Origin of the sequence: Caballeronia sordidicola, from assembly GCF_001544455.2 — a bacterium.
Lineage (GTDB): Bacteria > Pseudomonadota > Gammaproteobacteria > Burkholderiales > Burkholderiaceae > Caballeronia > Caballeronia sordidicola.
Genome location: NZ_FCOC02000004.1, coordinates 129,756 through 150,592 on the forward strand (window position 1 = coordinate 129,756; position 20,837 = coordinate 150,592).

A 20,837-nucleotide genomic window follows, 5' to 3' on the forward strand; every position below is an offset into this window, starting at 1 on the left:
TGCTCAGGAAAGCTCGTGCAGACCGCGAGAAAGATCCTGTGCCGCAAAGGAAACGAAACGCCCTAGGGAATCCACGCCCGGAGATCGAACGATGGCCGAGAACGTTCTGTCATTGCCATGCCGTCCGAAATTGATCTCGATTGACGAGATCCTGACCGCACGACCCCAGCGGCCGATTGCAACTACGCGCGGGCGCGGCTGGAATGGGCTGACGGCCGATCTTCATCGGCCTTACTTCGGCTGCGCCGAAAGCTATGCGGGTCTCGATCATCACCTGATTGGTTACTGCCCTTCGGGTAGCGCCAAACTGGTTCAGAGCCGAGCCGGAGTCGTTCATGAGAGCGTGATCACGGCGGGGACCTCGTACATCATGCCTGCCGGTTACGAGTCGACCTGGGAAGGCGATTCGGGGTTGTCCGCCAGGCTGCGCATTCCACCCTCGCTTGTCGCCTTGGCGGCGGAGCAGCTTGGCCGCAGAAAAAGCCAGGTGGAAATCCGTAACGTGTTTCAGGCGCGCGATCTGGTGATCGAGCGCCTCACACAGATCTTGCTCGTGGAACTGGATAGAAAAGCGCATCCCGTCCAGGTGTTGATTGTCGATGCCATATCCACAGCGCTGGTCGCTCATATGCTGCGCGCGTATAACGCTTTCGAGGCGGTGGAGTGCGCACGGGAGCGATCGCTTCGCGCGGTTGAAATTGCCCGGTTGACTGAATTTATCGAAGGCAATCTTCATCAGACGATCACCCTTGAGGATCTGGCGTCGGTAGTGAACGTCAGCCGCTTCCATTTCAGCCGTTTGTTCAAGCGCAGCACAGGTTGCACTGCCATCAGCTTTGTAGAGCAGTGCCGGATTCGGCAGGCTCAAACGCTGATTACCGACACCGATCTGCCGCTCGCTGAGATCGCGCTGACGGTGGGCTTTGTCGACCAAAGCCATTTCACCAGACGATTTCACCGTCACGTCGGATGCACGCCAGCGGTTTTCGCGCGCGAACAGGGACGGCGGCGCTCGCGGTTCCGAGCAGCGCGATTGGACGGAGAGAGTTGACCCTAGCCGCCGTGCTACGCGTGCATCATCCACCCGCCCGCGGCCATTGCCGCCTGACGTAACGCCTCCGACAAGACGGGATACGGATGACAGATTCGCGCGAAGTCTTCGCAAATCATGGACGCTTCCATCGCAATGGTCACCTGTGAAATCAGATCGGCGGCCCCTGGCCCGACGAGATGAGCGCCCGCGATGAGGTTCGTACCGGAGTCGACCAGCAGCTTCACAAATCCCTCGGAAGTGCCGCAGATCGCGGCGCGCGCACTCGCGGCGAGCGAACAGTAGCCGACTCTATACGCGGCTCCAGCTTCACGAAGTTCGTCCTCGGTTTTCCCGATCACGGCGACCTCAGGACTTGTATAGAGGACGTACGGGATTGACGAGTAGTTGACGAATCCGGGAAGACCCGCGATACGCTCGGCGCAAGCGATCGCCTCTTCTTCGGCTTTGGACATAAGCATCGGGCCAGTTGCGGCGTCACCCACCACCCATATTCCGAGGCCGTTTGTCATTGGTCCCTGTTGAGGCAATGCGCCTTCCGTATCGGCCTGAATGCCAAGGTTCGCGAGGTTCAGTCCGGTCGTCAAGGGCCGACGGCCGATAGCAACAAGGGCCATGTCCGCGTCGAGTGTAGTGATCTCAGTGGATTCGGCTGTACGGAGCTGGATGGAAACACTGTTGGAGTGCTTATCGATTCCAATAGCGTTACTCGACAACCTGATATCAATGCCTTGCCGCTTCAGCGAGCGCTCAAGAGTGGCCGTGACGTCGCTGTCGAGCCAGTGGCAGATGCGATCATGACGCTCAATGAGGGTTATACGCGAGCCGAGTCGTCTCCAGATTGAACCCAGCTCGACACCCACGGCGCCTGCGCCGATGATCGCCAGATGCCGCGGCACCCGGTCGAGCGACAACGCATCAGCGGAATGGAGAATCCGCGTGTGATCGAAAGAGGCGAATGGAAGTGGGACCGGCTCCGAGCCCGTGGCAATAACGACGGAAGTTCCGGACAGCGTTTGCTGCGAGCCGTCCGCTTTCCTGACGATAACCTGTCCTGCTGCGGCGAGCAGGGCATTGCCGTAGATCAGTGCCACTCCATGCTTACGCAACAGCTTGTGGATGCTCTTCGACATCTGTTCAACGGCCGCCGTCTTATAGGCCATCATCTGCATCAGGTTGAGCGCCGGTGCGCAGTCAACGCCAAGCGCAGCGTTCTTCCCCTTGCTGGCCAGATCGTATATCTCAGAGGTATGAAGCAGCAATCGGGACGGGATGCAGCCGGTTCGAATGCCCGTTCCGCCCACGTTCGACGCTCGTTCAATACAGGCGACGGAGAACCCAAGCTGCGCCGCCCGAATGGCGGTGTTGTAGCCGCCTGCGCCGCAACCGATGACGATGACGTCGTAATGGTTCATCAGCCTTGCGCCCTGGACTCTTACTAAGGAAGAAGAATGAACGGCATTGGAATCCGCCTTTGCAGCCCATCAATTCCGGCGGCGGCATGGAGACTACGGGCCGTAGCGTATCAGGACAAAGGAAAGACGAATTGAACACTCTTGCGCACGTTGGTCGATACTTGATGAGCCATGCAAGCGGAGCGGCGAATGCCGGATAGTGTCTGACGTTATGGGTATTCGATATCGCCTGTTGCTACCTCGACCGGGAATATTTTCGTGATAGCATTTCTGCTCGAATCCGGCACTGCAACATGTCAACGACTTACCAAACCGCCGATAAGCCTGTCAGCATTGATGAGATCGTGCGTGTGTTGTCGCATCGTCCCATTGCGACCACGCGCGAGCGCGCGTGGCCAGGTGTCACCGTGGATATGTATGCTCCACTCCCCAACGTATCCGAGAGATACCCCGCGCTCGACCATCATCTGATCTGCTATTGCCCGACCGGCAATGCACGGCTTGTTCAGGGACGAGATGGCGTTGTCCACGAAAGTCTCATCTCCGCAGGCGTTTCAATGATCATGCCGGCGGGATGCGACTCGCTTTGGGAGGGCAGTGCGTCTGCCACGGCAAGATTGCGCATCCCAACGTCTCTGATTGCGTCCGCGGGCGAGCAAATTGGACGTCACAGCATTTCGAAGGTCGAGATCCGGAACGTGTTCGAGACGCGAGATCCCGTCATCGAGCACGTGGCGCAGGTACTTATTGAAGAAATCGATCGCAAGCCTCACCCCGCGCAGACCCTGATTGTCGATCATGTGTCGTTCGCGCTGGCAGCGCATCTGCTTCGAAGTTACAACGTGTTTGAGTCCGTTGCGTCACCGGTATTGCCCGCGCTAAGCAGAGTCGAAGTCGCTCGTCTCACCGAATACATCGAAGACAATCTGGACGGACCCATTGGACTCGCCGAACTTGCAGGCATAGTGAATGTGAGCCGTTTTCACTTTACTCGTCTCTTCAAGCGGAGCACGGGTATGACGGCCATTGGCTTTGTCGAGCAATGCCGGATTCGTCGCGCTCGATCTCTGATTCTTGAAACTACGATTCCCCTCTCAGAAATTGCACTCATTACGGGTTTTGCGGATCAGAGTCATTTTACGAGGCGTTTTCATCGTCACGTGGGTTGCACGCCTGCCGCATTTGCGCGGGAGCATGGCCGGCGACGGGCAGTGAAGGGGGCGGCGAATTGACTGCCGGCATCCCACGAATTCTCAGCAGGTGATTATCGTAGTGCCTGGCTTTTCCGGCCAGGCAATTCGCCTTGCTCATTGCGTGCCATGTCTTTCACCGCGGAAACTAGGATCATGGAGTCGCCATTAGCCGGTTTATAGCCGCGTGCGCTAGGCCGGAAGACGGCATCGCCAGGACGAATCTGCAAGCCGCTTAACGCACAAGTCGACACGGCCCGCGCAACCATCATTTTCCATAGTTGCTCCTCGTAGCATCCGGACGTTGCATCTCGCCAGCAGACCGTTACGGTTGAAGTCGAGCATTTCTCGACGATATGAAGATGGATCACTCGCTCGTGGTCGAGGCGAGCGCGTCGATTGCGTTGATTGCCCAAGGCGGTGCAATACGCCTGCTTTTCGGCGCTCGTAACGCATGAGAGTTTTGCCCGTTGCATCATCAGTAGCAAGTCGACCGTGTACTTCCACGCATCGACGGTTTGCGGAGTGTCCATTGCTTTTTTGTCAGCGTAATTGGCGTTGCCGGTATGTTCAACCATTGCCTGGATATAACCATCGGTTTATCAGGCGATCCAGCGACAGAGGTCCTGCGCCAAGCGCCATGATCCCGACGGCGAGCGATGCCCAATAGAGATGGAAATTGGCCCAGCCGTCAGGGAACACCAATTGGATCACAGCCGTCATGACCAGTAGAGCAAGAGCCACGATCCTGGTCGCGAATCCCAGCACGAGCAAAACGGGGAGGGCTATTTCTGCTATGGCAACGACAAATGCGACCGTGTCAGGCGAGGGGAAGCTATATGCGCCGCCAAAGATATGAACTTTGAATTGATTCTCGAACAGGAAAAGTGTCGCTGGAGAAATAGACAGGAATCCGTCCCATCGCGTTAGGCCGGATCGAAAGAACGGAAGCGCGAGAGCAATGCGCAGCATTGGTGGAGCGAGGGCGCGCCCAAACGCCTGGATTTGCTCCAGAGCGGTGCGAATCAGCGGTTCGAAGCGACCTTTCGTTCGTGCGTTGAGCTGACTCATGCATACCTCGCAGTCGGGCTGAACACCGAATCTTCGCGTGTTTTCCAGCCGACGATCGCATTGGCAACAAACAGATCGCGGAGCGTACCGGTCAGGTCGAAATCGGCGCTTTCGTCCAGAGCGATTTTTGTCGCGTCACCTACCGGCGCGTCGGCTGCGACGCTGAGGATGAAGATCGCCGCGCCAACAGGCAGCCGGCGAACCTCGACGTCAGCAACCGGGCGCACAACGAGCGCATGCTCGCCTGCGCTGGAAGGGTCGATAGCAGTGGGAACACCGCAGTCAATGTTCATCAGCCATAAATGGACAATGGGAAAAGCCGACCGTACTACGCGCACTGAAGGATGCAGCCTAAGCCTGATCTCAGAAAGGCTTTGGAGATCGATCGTGGAAAGCTGAACCGGGTCGGCTGGCGGCATCTCGGCGGCGTGATACGACTCGGCCCATGCGCGCTCGAGTCGCGCGACGTCAGGCAGATACGGCACGCTCTTCGCCGGCTCGAACGTTTGGATGAAATCGGGGAACGTATCACCATAGTCAAGCATGATGGGCGACCTTGGCGGTTCAAGCGCGACGTAGACGCGCGCCATCGCCGCAAAGAATTCATCGCCCACGATACGGCGCACGGCGGGGAACGCAGCCTTCAATGCCTCGACGAGACCGGCAACTACATTGTTCCGATAGACGTTGAAGCGTTTTTTGCTTGGCTGCAGATCCGGTCCAATCAGGCCGAGCGGGACAGGCATGCCAGGGTCCAGCAGCGCCGCAGCGAAGTGCCTCTGGCGTTCGCGCAAGCAGCCACGGTTCGGCCCCGTGCGGCTACCGTTGCCATCCGACGTTCTGGCGCACAGTCGAGATGATTCCTGGCGTGTCATTGCGCGCTCACGATCGAAGCGGGCGCTGAAGGACATTCGTCCAGAGTTCGCGAAGACTGTCGACACCACCGGCCGTTGAACTCCAGAGCGTGGTATCGCTGACGAGCAAGCTGCCGGCGAACGTGTCCGCTCGCGATTGCAGGAGCGCGTCGAATGTTGCGCGCTCACGTGTAAAGGGGTGCTGTGGGGCGGTGGGATCGATTCGCTGGCGGGCAAGGACGTCGAGCTTGTCGACAGTTTCGCCTAGCCGCTCGAGTTGCGGCAGATGGGGATGCAGATTGAAAGTACTGACGTTCTGGAGGATACCTAATCGATCCAGTGTTGTATCGCGTTCGATCGGTGCCGGCGTTCCGTCTGCTTCGGGCGCTGGTCTCAGTCCAAAGCGGTTTTCCACCGGTACGCCGAGGCCCGCGAGCAGCGAACGCGCAAAACCGCCGAATCGTTGCCGTGGCGGAATGGTCTTGTCGCCGTGATGCTCGAATTCCGCGATCTGACGTTGCAACTGATCGTTTTCCGGGAGGTCCGTTACATCGCCAATGTCGTGGTGCGGACAGATGAAGGCAAGATGATCCGGGTGTCCAAGGAACGTGCGAAGCGCTTCGATTTCCGGGCTTCCCGCTGTTTGAGCCGTCCTGAGCGAGTCGAAACTGATGACGATCAGCGTATCGATGCTGCTGAGAAGATTCGCATCGAGCGGCGTGAGCGTCTCGTCGTCCGTGACACGCTCGATCTCCGTGACGCTCTGCCCGGTCAGCGCCTTCGCCAGTTCTACGAAGTCGGTGAAGTTGCGCTTCATGATGTGGTCGAGGAAACCCGCAATGCTCTGGTCGAACTGACGCACGTTTGAGAATTCGTGGAATCTCGGAAAACCCATCCTGCGGCTTTCAAAGAGTGCCGGAAATCGATCTTCGATCACATGGAGAGGCGCGCCGTTCTCCGCTGGCCGGCTCCACGCGTAATAAACCATGACGTGCCGCTTGATCATGTTGTCTGTGCCTCTGTCAGATAGTGGTGCGTGGCTGCCTCAATGACGGTATTGGCGCGCTCTGCTTCTGCCCTGAGGGTTTGCCAGCCGGGTATGTTCGAATCCCATTCAATCAATGTAGGAATTGGGCCAGTCCTGCGGATCGCGTATGCGAAGAGATCCCATACGATGCCAGCGACGTGGCGGTCGTGCGTATCGATAAGCAACGGACGGTTTTTTTCGTCCGCCTCCTCTGTGTGGCCGGCCAGGTGGATCTCTTGCACGGCCGCGAGCGGGTATTCATCGATATATGAAAAGGGGTCCCACTGCTGGTTGATCGATGCAACGTATAGGTTATTGATGTCTAGCAAAAGGCCACATCCGGTGCGCTGTGCGACAGCAGCAATGAAGTCGGTCTCCGAGTACGTACTTTCCTCGAAAGCCAGATAGGTAGACGGATTTTCCAGCAACATCTGCCGGCCGAGGACATCTTGCACCTGATCGATGTGGTCCACGACACGCGCCAGGCTTTCTTCGGTATATGGAACCGGCAGCAGGTCGTTGAGAAAGCCACAATCATGGCTGGACCAGGCAAGGTGTTCGGAAAACAGCTTTGGTGTATAGCGAGCGATGAGCAACTTCAGCCGTTCGAGATGATCTGGATCCAGAGGCCGGTCCGCGCCAATCGACAGGCCGACACCGTGAATGGAGAGCGGATAGGATTCGCAAATGGCCGACAAGAACCGATGTGGCGGCCCGCCTGCGCCCATATAATTTTCAGCATGAACCTCGAAGAAGCCGATGTCCGGCCGCGACTCGAGGATCGTGCGGTAATGCTCGGGTTTAAGCCCTACCCCGGCGTGGCGAGGCAGGCTCCGTCGGGCGTCCAGGGATAGTGACTCTGACATGGCCAACCGTTTCGCGAGTTGAACTGCGGGGCCGGGCTTGACGATGCCCGGCCGTTGATAGATTAGACCTTGGGAGACAGGCTTCCGGGTCCACTCGGGGTAGAGATGGTCGTGCAGGTTCCTTTGGGCACCAGCTTGAATGCGTTGCCCTGATAATCAGCCGTGCTCGTTCCGGCGCAAGTGGTGCCTGCACCCGCATAGCAATCGTTTTGCCCTTTCAGCGCCGTGCCAAAACACGGTTCGACCTTGCCTGACTTGACGAGCGCGGTGTGCTCCGCCTGAATCTTCTTTTGTGCCGCGGTAAATTCCTGTGCATTGGCAGGGGTAGCCGTCAGTGCGGCGAGAGCGGCGGCGAACGCGCCGGCGACAAGGGTGGTGGTTTTGTAATCGGCCATACGATTTCTCCAACGTTAAAAGAGAGCAGCGATTAAGCTAATGTTCGTGCCTACGAGATGCACCGTCAGCATACGGAACCGGAGTCAACGGAAGATTGCACGGTCTTGTGCCATTTGGTACGGAATTGCGTTTCAACGCGTGTGACCCCGTGATTCGAAGCGGACACGGCTTGAATTAAAGAAGAGGATTGGCGGCTCGTAACTTGAAGACATGAACATCACGACAAAAAGCGAGATTCGATGGCTACGAGAATCGGGATTTCTGGTTGGCGCTATGCGGGGTGGCGCGGCGTGTTCTATCCGAAGGATCTGAAGCAGGCGCGCGAGTTGGAATTCGCTTCGCGCATTGTGGAGACCATCGAAATAAATGGCTCGCATTATTCGTTGCAAACCCTGGCCAGTTATAAAACCTGGCATGCGGCAACGCCTGCGCATTTCGTGTTTAGCGTAAAGGGACCGCGATACCTTACCCACATGCTCCGTTTTCGCGATGATTCGGCGCGCCCCGCCATGGCGAACTTTTTCGCGTCAGGTGTGCTTGCCCTTGAAGAAAAGCTCGGACCGTTTCTTTGGCAATTTCCTCCCAATTATTCTTTTGACCCCGAGCGTCTTGATCGTTTTCTAAACATGCTGCCGCGTGACACGCGTGAAGCTGCCGCGCTTGCGGGACAACATGACGCAAGAGTCAAGGAACCATGGTTCGATGTTCGCCGGCACCGCAAGCTTCGCCATGCAATCGAAGTCAGGCATCCTGGTTTCGAAAGTCCTGACTTTATAAAGACATTGCGCAAGCATGGTGTCGCGCTCGTCGTTTCCGACTCTGTGGCAGGTTGGCCGTATGCCGAAGATCTTACGGCCGACTTCATTTACATGCGCCTTCACGGCACCGAAACACTATACGGCGGCTCATACACCGACGCGGCTCTCGATCATTGGGCGAGCCGCATTCGCGATTGGTCCAACGGTAAGGAGCCTGCCGACGCCAAACTCTTTTCTGCTGCCCGGGCCCGCACGAGAAAAAGCCGCGATGTCTTCTGTTATTTCGATAACGACCAAAAAGTGCGGGCGCCATTCGACGCTCAACACTTGATGATGCGCCTCGACGGTCGGTGATTTAGGGAGAATGAAGTGGAAGCGGTGTTTTCGGCATGTACGAAAGCCATTGAATGTGAGCATCCTAAATCAAACCGGTGGACCGTTGAAGAAAGCAAAATGGATGTGCTAAAAAGGCGTGATTGCGCTGATTTTTATTAAGCACGAGCTTAGCGAATAACGGCCAGGTTCTTGCGTGAGAAATGTGACGTTAATCTGTATTGCAAGACATTGCCTTGACTGCAGGAGCGCTCGATGATTCTTTACCATCGCGGGGCTGCGATTCAGCCCTCGGTGACCCGGCGTGGTCATACGTATATCGCGCGGGTTTCATTACTGGAGGAGGACGGCGAAGCGACCTCGCTCGGAGATCTCGGCGAATTCGCCAACTACGACTGTGCTTATGCCTTTGCGGTTCGCTGCGCGACGGCTTTCGTCGATGGACAACCCATGCCGCGCTCGCCATTCAATGCGTCCCTATTGCGCACGTCCTGAAGCTGTTCAGCGGCGCGGTCCATGAACGCGACCGGAGAAACGGAGGGTGCATGGAATTCGAATATCGCGGATTCAACATCGAGTGTGCTGCCTCGCTTGGTGGCGCCGGTTTCGCTGGCAGCGCGTCGGTCCGGCGTGTATCGAATGAGCGTGACGAGCCATTTGAATCAGGCACGTTGAAACTATTCCCGACATCGTTGCAAGCCATCAATTACGCACGCGTATGGGCCGAGATATGGTGCGACACGCAACTCGATACAGCCCGTCCCGCTGCGATGCTAAAAAGACGATGACGTTCGCGGTTTTATCGGCAGCACGCGCATCCGCCCATGTGCCGCATTCCGTATCCTCCGGCAGCCTCAGCAGCTTCGCCTGACAGCGAGGGCGCGCCCACTACAACCCGCTGCGCCGTCAATCCGCACCGAGGGCAAGGGACGGCGTCATTGCGTTCGGCGATACGGCGCGCGGTTTCGAAGTGGCCGCATTCAGGGCATTCATAGTCATAAACTGGCATGGTTTCAAGGGCATTACAGCGTTTGCGGTGGACATGTGCTTTAGACGGTTAGGGTAGCGTCTCCAGCGAATATCGGGAAGTAATACAACCGGCGTTGCAGTAGTGGAATGTGAGTTGCTATCTGTATGACTATTGCCAACAGACAGGAATGCATCATGACCCAGACAGAACGCGAGAAGAGCAGCGGCAAGCCGTTGGGCGACGCCGGATCGGGCGCAAGCGGCGGCGGTTCTATCGGCAATCTGCCGGGTGCTGCCGCGACCGGCGGTGACGCCCGGCAAGGTGCGCGTTCGCCTGACGCGCCGCTGCAAGAACCCGATCCGAGACTCGATACCGCCGAAGCAGAAGCAGAAGCAGAGACGGACGCGGCCAAGCGCCGGCCAATGCCCATGGAAAAAAATGATTACGCTCAGGACGAGGCGAAAGGCCCGGCTTCGTCCGAGGGCGATTCAGCCAACAGCCCAAGGCCCCAGACCGCGACGGAGGCGGCGTTGCCCTCGACCATCGAAAAGAATCCGCGTCCTAAGGAATAGAACGCGGATCGGTGTGTGCGTTTTGACGCTTTTATTTCTTGCCAAACGAAATACCGCGCGCCGCCAGATTTGCGTATAGCGCGCGCACGCCGAAGGTCCATGGCGTGATCTCTTCCGAACGGCGCACGGTGTTCACCAGTGCGCCGAGCGCCGGGGCAGAGATGGTCACGGCGTCGCCCATGTGATGCGTGAAACCGCCGCCGGGGGTATCGCGGTCCTTGATTGGCGAGAACATGGTGCCGAGGAACAGCATCAAACCGTCGGGATACTGATGATGCGCACCTAATGTCTGCTGGACCAGATCGGCGGGGTCGCGGCTGATCTCGCTCATGTGGCTGACGCCGTCGAGCGTAAAGCCGTCGTCGGCGCCTTCTATTCTTAATGACACGCTGGCCTGACGGACCGAATCGAGCGTGAACTGGCCGTCGAAGAGGCGAATGAACGGTCCGATCGCGCATGATCCGTTGTTGTCCTTCGCCTTGCCGAGCAAGAGCGCGCTGCGGCCTTCGATGTCGCGCAGGTTGACGTCGTTGCCCAAGGTAGCGCCGACAATTTTTCCGCTACTGTTCACAGCCAGAACGATCTCGGGCTCCGGATTGTTCCACATCGACGTGCGATATAGCCCGATATCCGCGCCCAGGCCAACAGACGACATCGGTTGCGATTTGGAGAATACCTCGGCATCCGGGCCAATGCCCACTTCCATGTATTGCGACCACGCGCCGCGCCGTTCAAGTTCCGCCTTCAGCTTCGCGGCGCTTTCCGAGCCCGGCACGATCTTCGAAAGATCGGCGCCAATCAGCGTGTTGATCGTCTCGCGCACTTCCTTTGCCTTGCTGGCGTCGCCGCCAGCCTGTTCTTCGATCACGCGCTCAAGGAGGCTGACCGCGAAGGTCACGCCGCACGCCTTGATGGCTTGCACGTCGCAGGGCGCGAGCAGCTTAAGCCCAGCCGATGCCGGATCGAAGCTGGCGCGCACGAGATCCTCGACCGTTCCCAGCGATTCGCCTTCGCCGTAGCGCGCGATTTCGAGCGCATCGGCGCGTTCGAACAGATCGGCTGTGGTCGGCGCGATATGCGTAATGTCGATGACCTGGCCGCCGCGAATACAGACCACGGATGGCCCGTTGACGGGCGCGGGGCGCCATACGCGGCCGATAAGCACGGCGCGGTCGAGGTCATCGGGAAGGCATGCGGAAGGGGAAAACGAGGCCATGAAATTGGGTCCGGGCTAGTGGAAATCAGGGCCTTGATCGTATTATCGGGATTTCGGGTTGTCCATTATGTTGCAGATAATTCCAACCTGTTGGACACAATAAAAGTGGATCAGATGAAAAACGGCACCGCGGAACGCCCCTACGAAGTGCCCGCCTTGCGGCGCGCCAACGACGTGCTCGAAGTGCTCGCCAACGCGCGCACGCCCGTGCGTGCGTCGGCGTTGCACGAGGCGACGGGTTTATCGCGCAGCACGTTGTATCTGTTGCTGGACTCGCTTGAACGTCAGTTCTGGATCGAAAAACGGGGCGACGGGTACATCATCGGCGTGAAGCTGTTCGAACTGGGCAGCGCCTTTGTTCGTGACGATGGTTTTCAGGCGGCGTTCCGGGCGCAGGCGGCGGCGTTCGTCGCAACGCACAACGAAGTCGTTCAACTCGCGACGCTCGATGGCCGGGACGTGGTGTACATCGCCCGCGAGGATTCACGCCGGGCGGTGCGGCTGGTATCGGATCTGGGGTCCCGGCTGCCGGCCCATTCCTGCGCGCTTGGCAAGGCTTTGCTCGCAACGCTCCCCGACGAACACTTGCTCCAGTTGTTGCCCGACCGGCTCGCGGCAGCAACGCCGCGCACCATCACGCGGCGCGCAGCCTTGCTGCGGGAACTGGAACGCGTGAGGGAAACGGGGCTCGCGAGCGAATGCGAGGAAGCGGCAGCCGGGCTGACATGCTTCGCGGCGTACGTTGGAGAGACGCCGCACGGCAAGCGGCTTGCGGTGAGCACCAGCGTGCCCACGGGCCGCATGGACGCGCGCCGCGAGAAACGCATTTGCATCGCGATCGCGCGTATGGCGCAGCAGATCGGCGCGAATTGCGCGCAAGCCTGAGCGGTTCTGGAACGACTGCACCCGCGATACCCCTTTTTCTGCAAAGGTGATTTCGATGCAGGGCGCTTCTGCGCCCGCCATCCACTCCCTAAAGTGGCGTTACCCCATGAACATCCACTCGAAAGGAGCTCATCATGCTGAACAAAACCTCCCCCGCCGCGCTTGCCGAAGCATCGTCGGCTACCGATGACGCGCAGTACTTCGAGTACACGTCGTCGGCGAATCCGATTGGCGCAAAGCTCATTTCGCGCGTCCCGTTCCGCAACTTTTCGCCGTCGCTCTATACGGATGGTGCGACGCGTATCGTGCCGCTGGATTTGTCGGCGGAACTGAAGTGCCCGAGTCCCGCGACCGGTCCCGGCCTCAGCGCAAATTTCGTGCGCATCAACGCAGGCGATCAACTCGAATTCGCGCCCATCGCAACCTCGCAGGTTTGTTATGTGATCAGCGGCGCGGGCAATGTGACCCAGGGCGAAACGAATTTCCCGTTCGCGGCGGGCGATTTTTTTACGCTGCCCGGGGGCGAGGCCGCCAATCTCCGCGCCGATACCACCGCCACGTTCTACTACGTGAACGATGCACCGTTGCTGACCTATCTTGGCGTGAGTTCTGTGAAGCCGCGGTTCGCCGCGACGCTTTATCCGGCGGCGCGGGCGCAGGCCGAATTGCGCAAGGTGAGGGACGACGCGAACGCCAGCCGGCGCAACCGCATCAGCGTGCTGCTTGGCAACGTTCATTTCCCGCAGACGCGAACGGTTACCCATACGCTTTGGGCGATGTTCGGCGTCGTCACGCCAAAGTCGGAGCAAAAGCCGCATCGGCATCAGTCGATTGCACTCGACTTCATTGCCGGCTGCGAGCCGGGTTGCTACACGCTCGTTGGCACGGAACTGGATGAGAACGGCAAGATTGCAAACCCGACGCGCGTCGATTGGGAACCGGGCATGGCGTTCGTCACGCCGCCAGGGTACTGGCACGCGCACTTCAACGAATCGGATGGCGATGCTTATGTGATTCCGATCCAGGACGCCGGGTTGCAGACCTACTTGCGCACGCTCGACATCCGCTTCGCGCGCTAAAAGCATAGGTATGTCACAGGGCGAGTCCGTCGTCCCAGTACGGCGGCTCGCCGATCACTTCGGCGAGGAAATCGACGAACGCCCGCACCTTGGACGACACGATTTTCTTCGGCGGATACACCGCCCAGATTGCCGGCTCGGCGCGTCCCGTGCGCGCCTCCCAATCGCCGAGTGCGGGTATCAGACGTCCATCGCGCAACGCCGTTGCGGCAAGCCATGTAGGCAGCAGCGCAAGACCGCAACCAGCAAGCGCCAGTTGCAGCACGGCATCGGAATCGTCGCCGCGAAAGCGCCCTTTCAGTTCCACAAGCGCTTGCTCCGGTGCAGCAAGGGGGTTCGCACGCCGCGTGAAAAACCATTTGTCGTCGGGTTGCAGCGCGAGACGCAGCGATTCGTGATGCGCGATATCGCCGGGTTGCGAGGGTGTACCGTGGCGCTCGAAATACGCCGGGCTTGCGCAGACAATCCGCCTGTGTGGCGCCAGCCGCCGCGCCATCAGCAGCGAATCGGGCAGGGCGCCTATCCGCACCGCGACATCGATACCACCTTCGATCATATTGAGCGTTTCATCTGTCACGACGAGATCCACGCCAATTTCCGGATAACGCTGCATGAACGACGGCAGATGCGGCACCACATGCCTATGCCCGAACGCCACGGGCAGGGTGATGCGCAGCGCGCCCTGCGGCGTCTGGTTCAGCGACGACGTGAGTTCACGGGCGTCGTCGAGCGCCTGCAACGCGATGAGCGCATGTTCGCGGAACACGCGGCCGCCCTCCGTGAGCACGAGCCCGCGTGTGGATCGATTGAAGAGAGCGATGCCGAGATCCTTTTCCAGCTCGCTCACATAGCGCGATACGGTCGACGTCTTGACGCCCAATTCGAGCGCCGTCTTGCTGAAGCTTTCCCGTTCGGCTGCGTGGACGAACGCGCGTACCGCTGCGAAGTAATCCATGGATTCCTGCTTTTGCCTGGAGCGTTTTTCTGGGAAACGCCAAGACTAAAGCAAAAACCTGTTCTGGACCTTACAACCGCGCTCGCAACTCTCCCACGTGGCCCAGCGTGCGTCAGAACTTGGCCCGCACGCCCGCGCCGAAGGTGTCGCCCGTCGATTGGCCGGTGATACGGTCGTTCATGTAGGCGGCGTAGAGGTCGGTGCGCTTGGACAAGGGATAGTCGTAACCGAGCGCCCAGGTTTGCCGGGTCTGATCGAGTCCGCCCGCGTCGCGCGAGTACGCGTAGGAGGCCATCACGGTCCCTGGGCCAAGCGGAACCGTCACGCCGCCTTGTGCCGTGTTGATATGAAAGTTGCCGGTGCGCACCGTGTTGTCGGTGTACATGTACTGGCCGAAAAGCTTGACCACGCGAAGGTCGTAGGACGCGCCGAGTTGCGCCACGGCCTGGCTCTGCATGCCGGAAACCAGCGAACTCAGGTCGGCGGGCTGGGTGTTGAAATTGACATATTGATAGACGCCGGTTGCCGCGAACGGTCCGCTGAAATACAGGAACTGCCCGCTCACCTTATGCTGGCCCGCCTCGCCGGCCTTGTTGCCAAAGGCGTACATCGCTGAGCCACTCAGGCCGTGGTAGTCCGGAGTCGCGTACGAGATTGCGTTGTCCCAGCCCGAATCGCCCACCACGCCCTGGTCTGTCGTATAGGCCGGAAACGTGCCGAGGCCGAGGAACACGTGGTAGACCATCGGCGAGAACGTGTATGAATCGGCGAAGGGATTGAAAAGAATGGTCGAGACGAAGAGCGACGTGGTGAGCCGCCCCGCGGTCACCGTTCCGTAGGGCGACTGGATGCCCACGTACGCGTCGCGCGAGAAGAACGAGTCGCCATCGAAGCGGCCGTAGGCGCCGTTCTGCGGACGGAAGAAGTCTTCGAGCGCGAAGATCGCCTTGTATCCGCCGCCAAGATCCTCTGCGCCCTTCAAGCCCCAATACGACGTGGACATGCCGCCGCCGCCCAGCGTCCAGGCGCGCTCGCTGCCAGGAAACTTCTGCGCTCCGACCCAGGCGTCCACTTGCCCGTAGAGCTGCACGCTCGATTGCGCACTGGCCTCGCCGCTGCATAACATGCCGGTCGCCAGCACGGATAAAAGCGCCTTTGCGCCCTTCGATGCAAAATAAAAACGGGTGTTCTTCACGCATTCCCCCGAACAGGAAAGTGCAGGCGAACGAACGCGGAACGCACCGCGCGGTGGGGATCGGTCGTTCGAGCCTGCGTGAAAGCAATAAAGCAGCGCCAGAAATCAGGCCGCGAGCGGATAACGGAAGCCATCGCCCGAGGCACTGCGTTCGTAGACCTGTTCCCCGGCAACATACGTGGCCTTGATCGCGCGGTCGTCGCCGAGTGTCATCAGCACGAAAAGCTGTTCCACGATGTCCTTGCAATAGCCCGAGCGGAACGACATCAACGGCGTCGCCTTGCGGTCGAGGATCACGAGATCGGCCTCGTATCCCGTCGCGACAGTGCCGATCCTGTCCTGCAGATAAAGCGCTTCCGCCCCGCCGCGCGTGGCGAGATAAAACGCCTGGATCGCGTTGAGCTTGGTCTGGTTCATCTGCGCGACCTTGTAGGCCTCGTTGAGCGATTGCAGTTGCGAGAAGCTCGTACCCGCGCCCACGTCGGTGCCGAGCCCGACGCGCACCGGACGCTTCGGATTCTTGGCGTCGAAGAGACGGAACAGGCCGCTGCCAAGGAAGAAATTCGATGTCGGACAATGCGCGAGCGCCGCGCCGGTCTGGTGACAGGTACAGAGATCGTCTTCCGTGAGGTGAATGCCGTGCCCATAGATGGAGCGCGGCCCCACGATGCCCGCGTGCGCGTAGACATCGAGATAGCTCTTGCGCTGCGGGAACAAATCCATGACCCACGCGATTTCATCGACGTTCTCGCACAAATGCGTCTGCACGTAGGCATCGGGCGTTTCCTTGAGCAGGGTGCCACAGACGTCGAGCTGGGCGTCGGTGCTCGTGGGCGCGAAGCGCGGCGTGATGCAGTACAACTGGCGCCCGCGCTTGTGCCACTTCGCGATCAGGTCCGAGCTCATGGAATAGGCAAGCTCGGCGGTGTCGAGCAATGCCGCAGGCGCGTTTCGATCCATCAGCACCTTGCCCGCGACCATGCGCGTGTTGAACCGCGACGACTCCTCGAAGAACGCGTCCACCGAGCCGGGATGCACCGTGCAATAGACGGCCGCTGTCGTCGTGCCCGAGCGCAGCAGTTCGCGCAGGAACACCTTGGCAATCATGTCGGCGTGGTTTTTATCGGCGAAATTCTGCTCGGCGACGAACGTGTACGTGTTGAGCCATTCAAGAAGCTGCTCGCCATACGCGCCGATCATCTCGGTCTGCGGATAGTGGATGTGTGTATCGATAAACCCGGCCGAGATGATCGCGTCCGGATAGTGCTGGACCTGCGTTCCCGCCGGCAAGCGCGCCGCGACTTCGGCGGCCGGTCCGACATCGGTGATCCGGCCCTGGTCGATGACGACGATTGCGTCGGGAATATGGACGAGGCATTGCTCGGGCGACTGGAGAAACGGGTCGCCGCTGAAGGTCACCACGTCAGCGCGCAAGGCTTTGAATGCAGTCATGTCGAGTTCCTGGAAGTGTGCCGGCCGTGAAGCCGGCTTCGTGTGGAAGGAGGCAGTCAGCAGCAGGAAATCAGCGTCGCCGGGCGGGATGCGATTCCTTCATGATCAGCGCAAGAACGAACGACGCGATCAGCGAATAGGTAATCGGCGCCGCCGAATATTCCGCGATAGCGAGCGTATGGTCGGTCAACCCCGCCGCGACGCCGGACACAACTCTCGAGCCGGGCGCCGCAATCATGATGCCGCCCGCGATGAACGCGAGACCGTTCACGAACGCCGCCGATGTGCCGATCAACTGCGGCGGGACGACGTCGGCGGCGCTGCTGAACGTGAGCATGTGCGCGGCGTTCGCGAAGCCGAACAGGAAGTTGAGCACCATCGCGAGCGGAATCGATATGGACGGCAGGTACAGCAGCGCGCCGAGGCACGCAAGCTGCACGGCAATGCCAATCACGATGGGAAGCTTGCGCCGCTCGATCCTGTCGGAAAGCGCGGGAATGACAAGGCATCCAGCCGCCAGGCCAAGCCATAGCAGTGAAGAACTGAACGCTGCCGTGGCGGGGGAAGCACCGCGCGTTTGCATGAGCATGGGCGTCCAGACCACGCCGCCTGCGAGCATGCTGCCGAATAGCGCGGAGCAGATCAGCGCCGAGATCCAGACGTGCGGAATCTTGGCGACCTGGAGCAGGGCGTCCAGCACGGAATGAATGAATGCGACAGGGCCTCCTGCGCCGGACGACTCCACAGGTGTCGGATTTTTCAGGAAGAGGAACGCTAGCACCGAGAGCACGATGCCTGCCGCGCCGACAAAATTGAACAGTTCGCGCCACGGCATCTCGCTCAAGCCCCATTGCAGCGCATTGACCGAAAACGCAGAAGACAGCGAGGCGCAGAACTGCACCAGCCCGAACATGAAGTTAAAGCGCCCCATGCCGAACCACTGCCCTCCTATGTAACCCGCGCCCACAAAGCCGGTGCACGCGCCCACGGCCATCACGAACTGGGAGACGAGCAGCGTGCCATAACTCCCCGCGTTCGCGAACAGGAACACGCCGGCTGTCACCAGCACGACCGATATGGGCAAAACCTTGTGCGCGCCGAGCCGGTCGAGCAACGCCCCTCCGAAGAACTGGCAGATCGCGAACACCCATGTGTAGACCGCCGCAATGGTGGCGACCTGTTCCACACTGAGCGACGCGCTTTTCTTCACTTCCGGATTAACAATCGAATACCCTGTTTGCACACTGAAAAGATAGATGACGAACGCCACGGACAGCGCCCAGATCCACCAGGCGCGCGGACCGCCAAGTTGAAAAGATGCAACCGGTGTTTGTTTCGATGAAACCGTGTTCATGGACTTTCTCCAGGCGAAAAGCAACTCCGCGATCGATTGATCGCAATTTGAAAATGAATCAAGGAATATTCCGGAGCTTCACGCCGATAAGGCGGCGAATTAATCACGAAGACGGCATTGATTACGGATTTTTCATGAGCGAATTAATATGCGATACGTTGCTTCTTGTTGAACGGTACGCTTCATGTGGCGCGCATACACGCTCGTGCGGCGGGTTCGAGCGGTTGCGTACGGAGCGGTTGGGAATTCGCCTAACTTAACAACTGGCCCGCGCTTCTACAAGCTTTTAATTTTAAGGTTGACGGGAAAGGTTGAAGTGGCTTGGTTTATTTTAATTGTGGGGTAACTGGAAGCGTCATGCCGGGATTCGATTGTTTTAATAATTGGATATATCGAACCAGTTAATATTTGTTCAATGCCATTTTTCATGGCTCGACAAAAAGCCCGCAATAGCGGGCTGTAAAATCGATACTGATTATCAGTCGAACTGGCAGGTTCACGCCGCCGATAACGACCTTTCCAGCGCCGCAACGCCGGCCGGAAGATCGACTGGAACGCCGAGATCGACCATCGTGCGGCCGAGCGCGTGGATGGTACGGAACAGATGATGTTCGCGGCATTGTTCGCCCATTTGCCCGATTCGTACAATCGGCGCGCCGAACGAGCCCGCAATCTCCACGTGATGTTTGCGCGAGATGTGCGCGCAGATATCGGCGCCGGTCACGCCCTCAGGCACCTTTATGCCGACAACCGAGTTCAGGCGGCTTGCCTTGGGCACGAACAGTTCGAGCGACATGGCCTCGACGCCCGCCTGTAGCGCCGTTGAACATCGCAGATGCCGCGCAAAACGCCGTTCCAGCGTCTCCGCGCACACGAGGCGCAACGCTTCGTGCAATGCCAGCACGCCCGAAACCGGCGCGGTGTAGTGATAGGACGCGTTGTGCCAGAAATTGGCCGCCAGCGACGCATCGAAGCACCAGTGCGTAGGCGGAACGGGACGCGCCGTGATGCGCTGCCACGCCTTTTCGGAGAATGCGAGCAGCGACACCCCCGGAATGGACGAAAGCCCTTTCTGGCCGCCAGTAATCACCGCATCGATACCCCACGCGTCCATGGGCAGCGGCATGGTGCTGAGCGTGCACACCGCGTCGACCACGACCAGCGCGCCCGCCGCCCGCGCCACGCCGGCAATGGCTTCGAGGCTGCGATTCCAGACCGTATTGGACGTTTCGCCATGAACGATGGTGACGATTTCCGGCCGGAACCGTTCGATAGCCTCGGCGACCTTCACGGTATCGGCGGCGGTGCCGTCATTGACCTTGAGCGTCTCCACGACCGCGCCCGTGCGCCGCGCCATCTCCGCCATGCGCTCGCTGAAAAACCCATTGCAAATGCTGAGCACGCGCGAATTCTTCCAGGCCAGATTCGTGATCGCCATTTCCATCGCGCCCGATCCCGGACCCGCCACGCCCATCACCCATTTCGATTCCGTCTGGAACACATAGCGCGCCATCGTCTTCACCTGGCCGATGACCGCCGCCATGGTCGAGCCAAGATGATTGATCACGACGCCATTGGCTTTCGCGACCGCGTCGGGGATCGGCACGGGGCCAGCGCCCATCATCAGGAGCGGCTCTTCAGGCAGTATCGACGAAAGCGGCAGCACCGAAGGGCAGGCCACGCTGAATGCACTGGACGCGCTAAAAGACGGAATTCGATCGTTCATTTCGTTTTATCGGCTTGTTGAATGGTTATGGTGTTCCGCCCCGCGACGCCCGCAGCCGTTCAGATTGCGCGCGATCGGCGCTGGCCCAGGCGCGCCAGCATCCAGTAAAGCGACAAGGCAAAGCGGCGCGTGCTCGAAAACACGGGCGCCGATGCCAGCACAAAGCGGCTGCCGGATTCCGATGCGCTGATCCAGACCTTCGATCCCGGCGCGAGTTCCAGTGTATCGCCTGCGCGCAGCCACCAGTCCGCAGTGTCGCCCTCAATGGTAAGCCACACTGTTCCCCGGCACACAGTCAGGGTATGAGGCCGATCAATCAGCCAGCACGCTGGCGCTTCGCTGGGTTGCTGTTCCAATGTGCGGATTTCACGCATGTCGTTCTCCCATCCTGGCCGCTCACAAAGAGTCGGCTCTTGACGGCATTATTTATTTAAACTCCAATCTTGAAAATGTACAGTCACGAACAGTTGTG

23 protein-coding genes are annotated in these 20,837 nt (G+C 59.4%); 8 read left to right on the top strand and 15 right to left on the bottom strand.

Features of this window, described 5'->3' with window-relative positions:
* The first annotated feature begins 91 nt into the window (after positions 1-91).
* Positions 92-1,051, top strand: a complete 960-nt coding sequence (locus tag AWB64_RS09825; protein ID WP_060818524.1) for a helix-turn-helix transcriptional regulator — start codon at positions 92-94, stop codon at positions 1,049-1,051.
* 14 nt (positions 1,052-1,065) lie between these two features.
* Here AWB64_RS09825 and lpdA read toward each other — a convergent pair whose 3' ends face one another.
* Positions 1,066-2,466: a dihydrolipoyl dehydrogenase gene (gene lpdA, locus AWB64_RS09830; protein ID WP_060818525.1), complete on the bottom strand. Its 1,401-nt coding sequence runs from the start codon at positions 2,464-2,466 to the stop codon at positions 1,066-1,068.
* 293 nt (positions 2,467-2,759) lie between these two features.
* Between lpdA and AWB64_RS09835 the strand changes: the two genes are divergently transcribed.
* Positions 2,760-3,698, top strand: coding sequence for a helix-turn-helix domain-containing protein (locus AWB64_RS09835; RefSeq protein WP_060818526.1), 939 nt, complete (start codon positions 2,760-2,762; stop codon positions 3,696-3,698).
* A 32-nt stretch (positions 3,699-3,730) separates the two neighbouring features.
* Here AWB64_RS09835 and AWB64_RS09840 read toward each other — a convergent pair whose 3' ends face one another.
* The 6 genes from AWB64_RS09840 to AWB64_RS09865 all read right to left on the bottom strand — a co-directional run bounded on the left by AWB64_RS09840 (position 3,731) and on the right by AWB64_RS09865 (position 7,869).
* Positions 3,731-4,234, bottom strand: coding sequence for a DUF3331 domain-containing protein (locus AWB64_RS09840; RefSeq protein ID WP_063493183.1), 504 nt, complete (start codon positions 4,232-4,234; stop codon positions 3,731-3,733).
* Positions 4,227-4,727: a DoxX family protein gene (locus AWB64_RS09845; protein WP_060818527.1), complete on the bottom strand. Its 501-nt coding sequence runs from the start codon at positions 4,725-4,727 to the stop codon at positions 4,227-4,229. Before AWB64_RS09845 ends, AWB64_RS09840 begins: the two co-directional genes overlap by 8 nt.
* On the bottom strand, positions 4,724-5,473 hold the full coding sequence (locus tag AWB64_RS09850; RefSeq protein ID WP_060818745.1) for an HvfC/BufC N-terminal domain-containing protein: 750 nt from the start codon (positions 5,471-5,473) through the stop codon (positions 4,724-4,726). The genes AWB64_RS09845 and AWB64_RS09850 overlap by 4 nt, the downstream gene beginning before the upstream one ends.
* 136 nt (positions 5,474-5,609) lie before the next feature.
* The gene (locus tag AWB64_RS09855; protein ID WP_060818528.1) at positions 5,610-6,587 is read right to left on the bottom strand and encodes a hypothetical protein; all 978 of its coding nucleotides are present in this window, start codon (positions 6,585-6,587) and stop codon (positions 5,610-5,612) included.
* Positions 6,584-7,474, bottom strand: coding sequence for an MNIO family bufferin maturase (gene bufB, locus AWB64_RS09860; protein WP_060818529.1), 891 nt, complete (start codon positions 7,472-7,474; stop codon positions 6,584-6,586). Before bufB ends, AWB64_RS09855 begins: the two co-directional genes overlap by 4 nt.
* Positions 7,475-7,536: 62 nt before the next feature.
* Positions 7,537-7,869: a BufA1 family periplasmic bufferin-type metallophore gene (locus AWB64_RS09865; protein WP_060818530.1), complete on the bottom strand. Its 333-nt coding sequence runs from the start codon at positions 7,867-7,869 to the stop codon at positions 7,537-7,539.
* 240 nt (positions 7,870-8,109) lie between these two features.
* On the opposite strand from AWB64_RS09865, the gene AWB64_RS09870 reads away from it, so the two are divergent.
* From AWB64_RS09870 to AWB64_RS09880, 3 genes are all read left to right on the top strand, one after another.
* Entirely contained in the window at positions 8,110-8,982 is an 873-nt protein-coding gene (locus tag AWB64_RS09870; RefSeq protein WP_060818531.1) for a DUF72 domain-containing protein, read from the top strand.
* 234 nt (positions 8,983-9,216) lie between these two features.
* Positions 9,217-9,456, top strand: coding sequence for a hypothetical protein (locus AWB64_RS09875; RefSeq protein WP_060818532.1), 240 nt, complete (start codon positions 9,217-9,219; stop codon positions 9,454-9,456).
* A gap of 50 nt (positions 9,457-9,506) precedes the next feature.
* On the top strand, positions 9,507-9,749 hold the full coding sequence (locus AWB64_RS09880) for a hypothetical protein (protein ID WP_060818533.1): 243 nt from the start codon (positions 9,507-9,509) through the stop codon (positions 9,747-9,749).
* Positions 9,750-9,760: 11 nt separating this feature from the next.
* Here the strand turns inward: AWB64_RS09880 and AWB64_RS30830 are convergent, their stop codons facing one another.
* Positions 9,761-9,970 (bottom strand): FmdB family zinc ribbon protein, encoded by a 210-nt coding sequence (locus AWB64_RS30830; protein WP_075643266.1) that lies wholly within the window; start codon positions 9,968-9,970, stop codon positions 9,761-9,763.
* A gap of 155 nt (positions 9,971-10,125) precedes the next feature.
* On the opposite strand from AWB64_RS30830, the gene AWB64_RS09885 reads away from it, so the two are divergent.
* Positions 10,126-10,503: a hypothetical protein gene (locus tag AWB64_RS09885; protein WP_060818534.1), complete on the top strand. Its 378-nt coding sequence runs from the start codon at positions 10,126-10,128 to the stop codon at positions 10,501-10,503.
* A 31-nt stretch (positions 10,504-10,534) separates the two neighbouring features.
* Here AWB64_RS09885 and AWB64_RS09890 read toward each other — a convergent pair whose 3' ends face one another.
* Positions 10,535-11,719, bottom strand: a complete 1,185-nt coding sequence (locus AWB64_RS09890; RefSeq protein ID WP_060818535.1) for a fumarylacetoacetate hydrolase family protein — start codon at positions 11,717-11,719, stop codon at positions 10,535-10,537.
* Positions 11,720-11,833: 114 nt separating this feature from the next.
* Between AWB64_RS09890 and AWB64_RS09895 the strand changes: the two genes are divergently transcribed.
* Together AWB64_RS09895 and AWB64_RS09900 are read left to right on the top strand one after the other, a co-directional pair.
* Positions 11,834-12,604: an IclR family transcriptional regulator gene (locus tag AWB64_RS09895; protein WP_060818747.1), complete on the top strand. Its 771-nt coding sequence runs from the start codon at positions 11,834-11,836 to the stop codon at positions 12,602-12,604.
* A gap of 134 nt (positions 12,605-12,738) precedes the next feature.
* Positions 12,739-13,683 carry a cupin domain-containing protein gene (locus AWB64_RS09900; protein WP_060818536.1) on the top strand — a complete coding sequence of 315 codons (945 nt, stop codon included), beginning with the start codon at positions 12,739-12,741 and terminating at the stop codon, positions 13,681-13,683.
* Between the two features lie 13 nt (positions 13,684-13,696).
* Here AWB64_RS09900 and AWB64_RS09905 read toward each other — a convergent pair whose 3' ends face one another.
* From AWB64_RS09905 to AWB64_RS09930, 6 genes are all read right to left on the bottom strand, one after another.
* On the bottom strand, positions 13,697-14,638 hold the full coding sequence (locus tag AWB64_RS09905) for a LysR family transcriptional regulator (protein ID WP_060818537.1): 942 nt from the start codon (positions 14,636-14,638) through the stop codon (positions 13,697-13,699).
* A 112-nt stretch (positions 14,639-14,750) separates the two neighbouring features.
* Entirely contained in the window at positions 14,751-15,764 is a 1,014-nt protein-coding gene (locus AWB64_RS09910; protein ID WP_060818749.1) for a porin, read from the bottom strand.
* A gap of 174 nt (positions 15,765-15,938) precedes the next feature.
* On the bottom strand, positions 15,939-17,285 hold the full coding sequence (gene guaD, locus AWB64_RS09915) for a guanine deaminase (protein WP_060818538.1): 1,347 nt from the start codon (positions 17,283-17,285) through the stop codon (positions 15,939-15,941).
* A gap of 70 nt (positions 17,286-17,355) precedes the next feature.
* Entirely contained in the window at positions 17,356-18,639 is a 1,284-nt protein-coding gene (locus tag AWB64_RS09920) for an MFS transporter (protein ID WP_060818539.1), read from the bottom strand.
* 496 nt (positions 18,640-19,135) lie between these two features.
* On the bottom strand, positions 19,136-20,365 hold the full coding sequence (locus AWB64_RS09925; RefSeq protein WP_208603262.1) for a pyridoxal-phosphate-dependent aminotransferase family protein: 1,230 nt from the start codon (positions 20,363-20,365) through the stop codon (positions 19,136-19,138).
* 59 nt (positions 20,366-20,424) lie between these two features.
* The gene (locus tag AWB64_RS09930) at positions 20,425-20,739 is read right to left on the bottom strand and encodes a DUF2917 domain-containing protein (RefSeq protein WP_060818540.1); all 315 of its coding nucleotides are present in this window, start codon (positions 20,737-20,739) and stop codon (positions 20,425-20,427) included.
* Positions 20,740-20,837: the final 98 nt, after the last annotated feature.

What these genes read in the sequence shown, in the direction of transcription:
- AWB64_RS09885 (WP_060818534.1), top strand. Translation starts at nt 10,126, where the DNA reads ATGACCCAGACAGAACGCGAGAAGAGCAGCGGCAAGCCGTTGGGCGAC.
- AWB64_RS09930 (WP_060818540.1), bottom strand. Translation starts at nt 20,739, where the DNA reads ATGCGTGAAATCCGCACATTGGAACAGCAACCCAGCGAAGCGCCAGCG.
- AWB64_RS09875 (WP_060818532.1), top strand. Translation starts at nt 9,217, where the DNA reads ATGATTCTTTACCATCGCGGGGCTGCGATTCAGCCCTCGGTGACCCGG.
- guaD (WP_060818538.1), bottom strand. Translation starts at nt 17,285, where the DNA reads ATGACTGCATTCAAAGCCTTGCGCGCTGACGTGGTGACCTTCAGCGGC.
- AWB64_RS09850 (WP_060818745.1), bottom strand. Translation starts at nt 5,473, where the DNA reads ATGCCTGTCCCGCTCGGCCTGATTGGACCGGATCTGCAGCCAAGCAAA.
- AWB64_RS09835 (WP_060818526.1), top strand. Translation starts at nt 2,760, where the DNA reads ATGTCAACGACTTACCAAACCGCCGATAAGCCTGTCAGCATTGATGAG.
- lpdA (WP_060818525.1), bottom strand. Translation starts at nt 2,466, where the DNA reads ATGAACCATTACGACGTCATCGTCATCGGTTGCGGCGCAGGCGGCTAC.
- AWB64_RS09925 (WP_208603262.1), bottom strand. Translation starts at nt 20,365, where the DNA reads ATGAACGATCGAATTCCGTCTTTTAGCGCGTCCAGTGCATTCAGCGTG.
- AWB64_RS09865 (WP_060818530.1), bottom strand. Translation starts at nt 7,869, where the DNA reads ATGGCCGATTACAAAACCACCACCCTTGTCGCCGGCGCGTTCGCCGCC.
- AWB64_RS30830 (WP_075643266.1), bottom strand. Translation starts at nt 9,970, where the DNA reads ATGCCAGTTTATGACTATGAATGCCCTGAATGCGGCCACTTCGAAACC.
- AWB64_RS09920 (WP_060818539.1), bottom strand. Translation starts at nt 18,639, where the DNA reads ATGAACACGGTTTCATCGAAACAAACACCGGTTGCATCTTTTCAACTT.
- bufB (WP_060818529.1), bottom strand. Translation starts at nt 7,474, where the DNA reads ATGTCAGAGTCACTATCCCTGGACGCCCGACGGAGCCTGCCTCGCCAC.
- AWB64_RS09900 (WP_060818536.1), top strand. Translation starts at nt 12,739, where the DNA reads ATGCTGAACAAAACCTCCCCCGCCGCGCTTGCCGAAGCATCGTCGGCT.
- AWB64_RS09825 (WP_060818524.1), top strand. Translation starts at nt 92, where the DNA reads ATGGCCGAGAACGTTCTGTCATTGCCATGCCGTCCGAAATTGATCTCG.
- AWB64_RS09910 (WP_060818749.1), bottom strand. Translation starts at nt 15,764, where the DNA reads ATGTTATGCAGCGGCGAGGCCAGTGCGCAATCGAGCGTGCAGCTCTAC.
- AWB64_RS09845 (WP_060818527.1), bottom strand. Translation starts at nt 4,727, where the DNA reads ATGAGTCAGCTCAACGCACGAACGAAAGGTCGCTTCGAACCGCTGATT.
- AWB64_RS09840 (WP_063493183.1), bottom strand. Translation starts at nt 4,234, where the DNA reads ATGGTTGAACATACCGGCAACGCCAATTACGCTGACAAAAAAGCAATG.
- AWB64_RS09855 (WP_060818528.1), bottom strand. Translation starts at nt 6,587, where the DNA reads ATGATCAAGCGGCACGTCATGGTTTATTACGCGTGGAGCCGGCCAGCG.
- AWB64_RS09895 (WP_060818747.1), top strand. Translation starts at nt 11,834, where the DNA reads ATGAAAAACGGCACCGCGGAACGCCCCTACGAAGTGCCCGCCTTGCGG.
- AWB64_RS09890 (WP_060818535.1), bottom strand. Translation starts at nt 11,719, where the DNA reads ATGGCCTCGTTTTCCCCTTCCGCATGCCTTCCCGATGACCTCGACCGC.
- AWB64_RS09905 (WP_060818537.1), bottom strand. Translation starts at nt 14,638, where the DNA reads ATGGATTACTTCGCAGCGGTACGCGCGTTCGTCCACGCAGCCGAACGG.
- AWB64_RS09870 (WP_060818531.1), top strand. Translation starts at nt 8,110, where the DNA reads ATGGCTACGAGAATCGGGATTTCTGGTTGGCGCTATGCGGGGTGGCGC.
- AWB64_RS09880 (WP_060818533.1), top strand. Translation starts at nt 9,507, where the DNA reads ATGGAATTCGAATATCGCGGATTCAACATCGAGTGTGCTGCCTCGCTT.